This window comes from Streptomyces sp. NPDC090022 (assembly GCF_044748145.1).
Lineage (GTDB): Bacteria > Actinomycetota > Actinomycetes > Streptomycetales > Streptomycetaceae > Streptomyces.
Window position 1 is genome coordinate 200,773 of sequence record NZ_JBIVFN010000011.1, and the last position, 7,661, is coordinate 208,433.

Annotated in this window: 5 protein-coding genes; 4 read left to right on the forward strand and 1 reads right to left on the reverse strand. The window is 71.2% G+C overall.

Annotated features, from left to right (window positions below; genetic code table 11):
- The first annotated feature begins 19 nt into the window (after positions 1–19).
- Complete coding sequence (locus tag ACIPXB_RS21265) at positions 20–646, forward strand: 5-formyltetrahydrofolate cyclo-ligase (protein WP_401452139.1); 627 nt, start codon at positions 20–22, stop codon at positions 644–646.
- Here the strand turns inward: ACIPXB_RS21265 and ACIPXB_RS21270 are convergent.
- Positions 630–3,536, reverse strand: a complete 2,907-nt coding sequence (locus tag ACIPXB_RS21270; protein ID WP_401452141.1) for a penicillin acylase family protein — start codon at positions 3,534–3,536, stop codon at positions 630–632. The two genes, ACIPXB_RS21265 and ACIPXB_RS21270, sit on opposite strands and share 17 nt — an antisense overlap.
- 164 nt (positions 3,537–3,700) lie before the next feature.
- Here ACIPXB_RS21270 and ACIPXB_RS21275 point away from each other — a divergent pair, with 164 nt between their 5' ends.
- The 3 genes from ACIPXB_RS21275 to ACIPXB_RS21285 all read left to right on the forward strand — a co-directional run bounded on the left by ACIPXB_RS21275 (position 3,701) and on the right by ACIPXB_RS21285 (position 7,525).
- Positions 3,701–5,254, forward strand: coding sequence for a potassium/proton antiporter (locus ACIPXB_RS21275; RefSeq protein WP_401452143.1), 1,554 nt, complete (start codon positions 3,701–3,703; stop codon positions 5,252–5,254).
- 553 nt (positions 5,255–5,807) lie between these two features.
- On the forward strand, positions 5,808–7,151 hold the full coding sequence (locus ACIPXB_RS21280) for an MFS transporter (RefSeq protein WP_401452173.1): 1,344 nt from the start codon (positions 5,808–5,810) through the stop codon (positions 7,149–7,151).
- A 68-nt stretch (positions 7,152–7,219) separates the two neighbouring features.
- Positions 7,220–7,525 (forward strand): FmdB family zinc ribbon protein, encoded by a 306-nt coding sequence (locus ACIPXB_RS21285; protein ID WP_401452145.1) that lies wholly within the window; start codon positions 7,220–7,222, stop codon positions 7,523–7,525.
- Positions 7,526–7,661: the final 136 nt, after the last annotated feature.

Here is a 7,661-nt window from a genome sequence, read left to right on the forward strand (position 1 = left end):
AAGGATTTCTGAGGTCACCGTGGAAGAGAACCCGACTCCCAAGGCGCGGTTGCGCCGCGAACTGCTCGCCGCCCGCAGGGCGTTGTCTCCCCAGGAGACCGCCGACGCCGCCGTGGCGCTGGCCCGCCGGGCCCTGGAGCTGCCCGAGCTGGCGGGCGCGGGCACCGTCGCGGCGTACGTCTCGGTGGGCGCCGAGCCGGGCACCCGGGACCTGCTGGACGCCCTGCGCCGGCGGGGGACGCGCGTCCTGCTGCCCGTCCTGCTGCCCGACAACGATCTGGACTGGGCGCCGTACGACGGACCGGGCTCGCTCGCCGAGACCGCGCACCCGGGGAAGATGCGGCTGCTGGAGCCGGCCGGCCTGCGGCTGGGGCCGCAGGCGGTGACGGGCGCCGACACGGTCCTGCTGCCGGGCCTGGCGGTGGACGGGCGCGGGATGCGGCTGGGCCGCGGCGGCGGCAGCTACGACCGGGTCCTGGAGCGGCTGGAGCGGGCCGGTGCCCACCCGGCGCTGGTGGTGCTCCTCTACGACCACGAGGTGGTCGCGCGGGTCCCGGAGGAACCGCACGACCACCCCGTGCAGGCTGTGGCGACCCCGTCGGGGGTGCGCCGGTTCGGCGGGCGGGCGCCTACGGCTTCAGCGTGAGCGTGTCCACCGTCGCCTTGTCGACCGCCTCCTTGCCGAAGGGCCACTCCAGGAGCTCGCCCTTGGCCCACATGTCGGTCTGGTCCGTGTAGTGGGAGTGGTACGCGTGCCCGCTGGCGCCGGTCAGGTTGATCCAGCGGGACTTGTCCAGATCGTTGAGGTTCACGACCATCCGCATCGACGGCACCCAGGTGACCCCGTAGCCGCCGGCCGCGTTCCAGCCGGTGGCGTTGACCGTGGCCTCGCCGCCGCCCACGTTCCAGGGACCCCGGTTGAGCAGCCACTGCATGAAGCCGGGGCCCTCGGTGCCGATGGTCTGGTTCTTGAGCATCAGCTGGTGCAGGCGGCCCCAGCTCCAGTCGGCCGGGTCCTTGCCGAGCTTGGCGGTCAGCTCCCAGCGGGCGTCCTTCATGGCCCGCGCGAACAGCTCGTCACGGGTGGTGGTGGCCGGCTGGTTGCGGGCCGCGGGCGTGGCCCACCAGGCCGACTTCTCGTCCTTGACCAGGCGGCGGACCACCTCGAACCAGCGGTCGCCGCCGTCCGGCTGCGCGGAGTCGGAGTCGCGCTGGCCGCACTCGCGGACCACCTTGGACAGGTCGTCGTTCGGGCCGGAGCTCTCGTCGTGGACGTTCAGGCAGCTGCCCTCGACCCGCAGCTCCTTGGGCATCTTGTCGCCGAAGGACAGCTTGAGGATGTTGCGCCAGACCGCGTTGAAGTACGCGGCCGCCGCCGAGTCGGGCTCCTGCGTGTAGTTCCAGCCATCGAGCAGCTTCTGCGCGGCACGCACGTCCGGGTCGCTGATCTGGATCTTCGACAGCATCGGGGTCAGCAGCGCGGCGATCTCGCTGCTGTTGTCCATCTGCATGGTCCGCATGTCGTCGGTCGAGATCTTGCCGCCGTCCTTGACCTTCGCCTCGATGAGGTCGTTGATCCGCTGGCTGCGGGCGCCGTAGCCCCAGTCGGAGGTCAGCAGGTACGGGTACTTGCCCGGGCCGGACTCCACGACCGCCTGGTTGGCGGTGACGATGTAGCCGCGGGCCGGGTTGAGCTCCCAGGGCATCTCGTTCTGCGGGATGTAGCCGGTGTTGCCGTCCGTGCCGCCCTTCCAGGCGAACTTGGAGTCCCAGCCCGGGGCGGGCATGCGGCCGTCGCCCTGGTTGCGGATCGGGATGCGGCCGGGGGCCTGGTAGCCGATGTTGCCGCCGTTCGGGCCCTTGCCGTCGGCGTAGATCAGGTTCTGCGAGGGCACGTCGAACTCGGCCGCGGCCGCCCGGAACTCGGGGAAGGTCTTCGCGCGGTTGAGCTTGAAGACCGCGTCCATCGACTTGCCCGGGTCCAGCGCCGTCCAGCGCAGGGCGACGGCGTAGCCCTCGCCGCGGTCGGGGGCGGAGCTGGCGACGGGGGCGCGGGTGCCGACCGCGTCGAGCTGCTCGTTGCGGTCGGAGACCAGCGGACCGTTGTTCGTGGTCCGCACGGTGATCTTCTTCTCGCCCTCGCCGGCGACCTTGATGACCTCTTCACGGGTGGTGAAGGGGAGCACCCTGTTGTCGTAGACGTAGCCCTCGGGCCGGACCTGCTCCAGGTAGAGGTCGGTGACGTCGGCGCCGAGGTTGGTCATGCCCCAGGCGATGTCGCCGTTGTGGCCGATGACCACGCCGGGCATGCCGGAGAAGGTGTAGCCGGCCACGCCGAAGGTGCAGCCCTTGCCGACCGTCCGGCAGTGCAGGCCCATCTGGTACCAGAGGGACGGCAGCTGCGGGGACAGGTGCGGGTCGTTGGCCAGCAGGGGCTTGCCGGTGGTCGTGTGCTTGCCGGAGATCACCCACGAGTTCGAACCGATGCCGCTGCCGTTCGGGCCGAGCAGCGCCGGGATCTTGTCGAGGGTGTTGGCGAGGGCCGTGAGCTTGGTCTTCAGGGGCTCGGTGGCGCCGTGGGCGGTGGGGGAGACGGCGGCGCCGCGGGCACCGTTGGTGGCCGGGTTCGACCCGGTGCCGGTGCCGGTGCCGGTGCCGGTGCCGGTGCCGGTGCCGGTGCCACCGGCGCCGATACCGCCGGTGCCGGTGCCGGAGCCCGTGCCGCCGGTGCCGGTGCCGCCCGTACCCGTGCCGCCCGTACCGGTGCCGGTGCCCTGGGGGACGTACGCCCCGCCCTGGATCTTGCCGTTCTCGGTGACCGGCTTGTTCCGGTCGAACGGGTACGGCGGGTAGAGCTCGTCGATCTGCTGCTGGCTGAGCTTGCCCTGCATCAGCGCCCGGTCGATCTCGTCCTGCATGTTGCCGCGCAGGTCCCAGGCCATCGCCTTGAGCCAGGCCACCGAGTCGACCGGGGACCAGGCCTCGGGCCGGTAGTCCTCGGTCAGCTTCAGGGCCGCGTGCTCGACGGACAGGTCCTTGCCGGACTTGCCCTTGAGGTAGGCGTTGACCCCGTCGGCGTAAGCCTGCAGGAACTTCTTCGTCTCGGGCGAGAGCTTGGTGTCGTACTCGGTCTGCGCGACGTGGCGCCAGCCGAGGGTGCGCAGGAAGGCGTCGGTCTCGACCTGGCCGGAACCGAACATCTCGGAGAGCCGGCCGGAGGTCATGTGACGTCGTACGTCCATCTCCCAGAACCGGTCCTGCGCGTGCACGAAGCCCTGTGCGCGGAAGAGGTCCTCGTCGGAGTCGGCGTAGAGCTGGGGAATGCCGTGGGCGTCGCGTTTGACGTCCACGGGCGCGGAAAGGCCCGGGATCTTCAGGGAGCCGGTCGTCTGCGGGAAGGAGGCGCGGACGCTGTCCACGGTCCAGTACGCCCCGTAGCCGAGGCCCGCGACGAGCGCCAGCACCAGGGTGAGCACGATCAGACGGGCGCGTCGTCCCTTCTTCTTGGCGGAAGGGGCGGATTCGTTGGCGGGCATCGCTGTCCTTAGAGCGGCAGGGTGGGTCCTGAGTGCTGGGAGCAACCATAGGCGCAGCGCCCTACCTGTTCGGACGCGGTGTCAGGCACAAGACCGAACAGGCGTTTCACAATGTGACTATCACGTCAAGGGATCGTCAAAGATTAGGTAAGGTAACGAAGTACTTGCCCGCCGGAGGAACGATCCGGCCGGCGCCCCGGGGAAAGGACCGCCCGCTGAGTGTCCACCAGCTCAATGAGCTCCTGCTGGTCTGCTCGCTCGTGCTGCTCGTCGCCGTCGCGGCGGTACGCATCTCTTCACGCAGCGGCCTCCCCAGCCTGCTCGTCTACCTCGGCATAGGCGTCGCGATAGGCCAGGACGGCATCGGCAACGTCGTCTTCGACAACGCGGAACTCACGCAGGTCATCGGGTACGCGGCGCTGGTCGTGATCCTCGCCGAGGGCGGTCTGGGGACGAAGTGGCAGGAGATCCGGCCGGCGCTGCCCGCCGCGATCACGCTCTCGCTGGTCGGCGTCGCCATCAGCGTGGGCGTGACCGCGGCAGGAGCCCATTACCTGGTCGGACTCGAGTGGAGACAGGCCCTGCTCATCGGCGCGGTCGTCTCCTCCACGGACGCGGCCGCCGTCTTCTCGGTCCTGCGCAAGGTGCCGCTGCCGGCCCGGGTGACCGGTGTCCTGGAGGCCGAGTCCGGCTTCAACGACGCCCCGGTGGTCATCCTGGTCGTGTCGTTCTCCACACTCGGCCCGGTCGACGAGTGGTACGTCCTCATAGGCAAGATCGCCCTGGAGCTGGCGATCGGCGCGGCCATCGGCCTCGCGGTCGGCTTCCTGGGCTCGTACGGGCTGCGGCACGTGGCCCTGCCCGCCTCCGGCCTGTACCCGATCGCCGTCATGGCCATCGCCGTCTCGGCGTACGCGGCGGGCGCGATCGCGCACGGTTCCGGCTTCCTCGCCGTCTACCTGGCGGCCATGGTGATGGGCAACGCGAAGCTGCCGCACTGGCCCGCGACCAGGGGTTTCGCGGACGGTCTGGGCTGGATGGCACAGATCGGGATGTTCGTGCTGCTGGGCCTGCTGGTGACCCCGCACGAGCTGGTCAACGACTTCTGGCCGGCTGTCGTCATCGGCCTGGTGCTGACGATGGTGGCGCGGCCGCTGGAGGTCTTCATCAGCCTGCTGCCCTTCCGGCTGCCCTGGCAGGAGCAGGCGCTGATGTCGTGGGCGGGCCTGCGCGGCGCGGTGCCCATCATCCTGGCGACCATCCCGATGGTCTCGGGCATCGAGGGCAGCGAACGGGTCTTCAACATCGTCTTCGTCCTCGTCGTCGTCTACACCCTGGTGCAGGGGCCGACGCTGCCGTGGCTGGCGCGCAAGCTGGAGCTCGGCGGCCCGGCGGACACGCCCGCGGACCTCGGGATCGAGTCGGCGCCGCTGGAGAAGCTGCGCGGGCACCTGCTGTCGTTCGCGATACCCGACGGCTCGCGGATGCACGGCGTGGAGGTCAGCGAGCTGCGGCTGCCGGGCGGGGCCTCGGTGACGCTGGTGGTCCGGGACGGCAAGAGCTTCGTACCGGCGCCCTCGACCGTGCTGCGGCGGGGGGACGAGCTGCTGGTGGTGGCGACGGATCCGGTGCGGGACGCGGCGGAGGCGCGGCTGCGGGCGGTGGCGCGCGGCGGCAAGCTGGCCGGGTGGCTGGGGACGGACGGGACGGCGCGGTAGCCGGGGGCGCGGGAGCGCGGGAGGCGATGGAGCCGGCCGGTAACCCGCCGGAACCGGCGGTAAGGGGTTAGAGCGGCGCTCTAATACGGCCATTTTCGGTGCTTTTTTGGCCTGTTTGCCACGGTTTCCGGGGCCGTGAGAGGCGAAGCTCCCGTTAATCCTAGGCGAAGACACGTGTTGTCAGCACAATCACAGGGCGTACCCACCCCTTTCCCTGTACCATGAAGGCACACCACAAACGAACCAACTCTGCCTGACGCAGAGCTGGCGCGACCGCTCGGCGGCCGTGGCTCCCCCGTACTGGGCGTCACCTGGTATCACTCGGTCCTGCGCAAGAGGACAGCTCTCGGAGCTCCCATTACGTACGGGTGCGCCCGCCCACGAGGCACCGCGCGCCGACCGCAGACGGGGACGCTCTACCAGGTAGCGGAAAGGCAAGGCCGTGACATCCGCGGTCACGACCGAGAACGGCGCGAAGGAAGCGCCCGAGCAGTCCCAGAAGTCGCACACGTCGCACACGTCCGAGAACTCCTCGCGCCCCGGTTACGGGCAGCTGCTCCGCACGCCCGGCGCCCTCGGCTTCCTCCTGCCCGGATTCGCCGCCCGCCTCCCGTTCGGCATGCTGACCATCAGCATCCTGCTGCTCGTGCAGCACACCACCGGTTCCTACGGCAGCGCCGGCATCGTCGCCGCCGTCACCGGTGTCTCGATGGCCCTCTCCGCCCCCGTGATGGGCCGCCTCACCGACCGGCACGGCCAGAGCGCCGTCCTGATCCCCGTCGCCCTCGCGCACGGCGCCGCCGTGGCCGCGCTGACCACGTTCGCCCTGATGGGCGCGCCGGTCTGGGCGCTCGCGCTGGCCGCCGTACCCGCCGGTGCCTCGGTGCCGCAGGTCGGCCCGATGGTCCGGGCCCGCTGGGCCGCCAAGCTGGAGAGCTCGCCGCTGCTGCCGACGGCCGCCGCGTTCGAGTCCGTCACCGACGAGTTCACCTTCGTCGTCGGCCCGGTCCTGGCGACCGCGCTGTGCACCGGCGTCCACCCGGCCGCCGGTCTGATCACCGAGGCCGCGCTGACCGTCCTCGGCGGCCTGGTCTTCGCCGCCCGGCGCGCCACCCAGCCCAAGCCGCACGCCCCGGCCGCCGCCGGTGAGAAGCACGCCTCGGCGCTGTCCTTCCCGGGGCTGCGCGTCCTGATCGTCGCCTTCCTCGGCATCGGCGCCGTCTTCGGCGGCATGCAGGTCTCGCTGGCCGCGTTCTCGAACGAGATCGGCAACCCGGGCGCCAACGGTCTGCTGTACGGCGTCTTCGCCGCCGGCAACATGGTCGCGGGCATCGCCTGCGGCGCCATCGCCTGGACGATCGGCCCGCGCCGCCGGCTGCTGCTGGGTTACACCGGCCTGACCGTGGCCGCCTCGCTGCTGTGGACCGCCGACTCGATGGTCCTGCTGGCCGCGCTCGGCCTGGTCGTGGGTCTGTGCATCGCCCCGGCCCTGATCACCGGCTACACGATGATCGAGGCGCTGGTCCCGGCCGCCTCCCGTACCGAGGCCTTCACCTGGCTGACCGGTGCGGTCGCCTTCGGCCAGGCCACCGCCGTGGTCGTGGCCGGCCGGCTGACCGACGCCCACGGCTCCACCGCGGGCTTCCTGGTGCCGCTGGCGGCCACCGTGCTCGCGCTGGTGACCGTGGTGGCGCTGCGGGCGAAGCTGGCGCCGAAGGCCGCGAGCCGCGTCGTGACCTCGGCCGCCGCGCAGCCCGCGCCGACGGCCCCCGCGGCCACCCCCGCCACGGCCGCCGCCACGGCCCCCGCCACGGCCGCCGGTACGTCCGCGCAGGCCCCGGCGGCGCAGCGCGGCGAGCGTGGCATCGGTCACCGAGTGCCGGTGACGGTGGACTGATCCGCCGGAATACGTCACCATGGAGCGTCGTTAGCACTCATCGAGTCAGAGTGCCAGGAGGAAGATTCGTGCCGACCTACCAGTACCAGTGCACCGCGTGCGGTGAGGGCCTCGAGGCCGTGCAGAAGTTCACGGATGACGCTCTGACCGAGTGCCCGAGCTGCCAGGGACGCCTGAAGAAGGTGTTCTCGGCGGTCGGCATCGTCTTCAAGGGCTCCGGCTTCTACCGGAACGACAGCCGCGGCTCGTCGTCCAGCAGCACGCCGGCCTCGTCCTCGAAGCCCGCCGCCTCCAGCTCGGCGCCGGCCTCCGCGGCCGCCCCGGCGGCGTCGTCCTCGGCGTCCTCCTCGGGCAGCAGCACCCCCGCCGCCTGAGCGCACTCCCACGCCGTGCCGGAAGGCCCCGCTCCCCCTCGCCGGATGCTGTTGGTCAATTCGGGGTCGTCTGCTTCGCCCCGTCGATCGAGTTCTGGTCGGCGGGGCGAAGTCGTGCGAAGTGGCTGGTGCGGGT

Coding starts and splice junctions, on each gene's coding strand:
- ACIPXB_RS21270 (WP_401452141.1), bottom strand. CDS start 3,536: ATGCCCGCCAACGAATCCGCCCCTTCCGCCAAGAAGAAGGGACGACGC.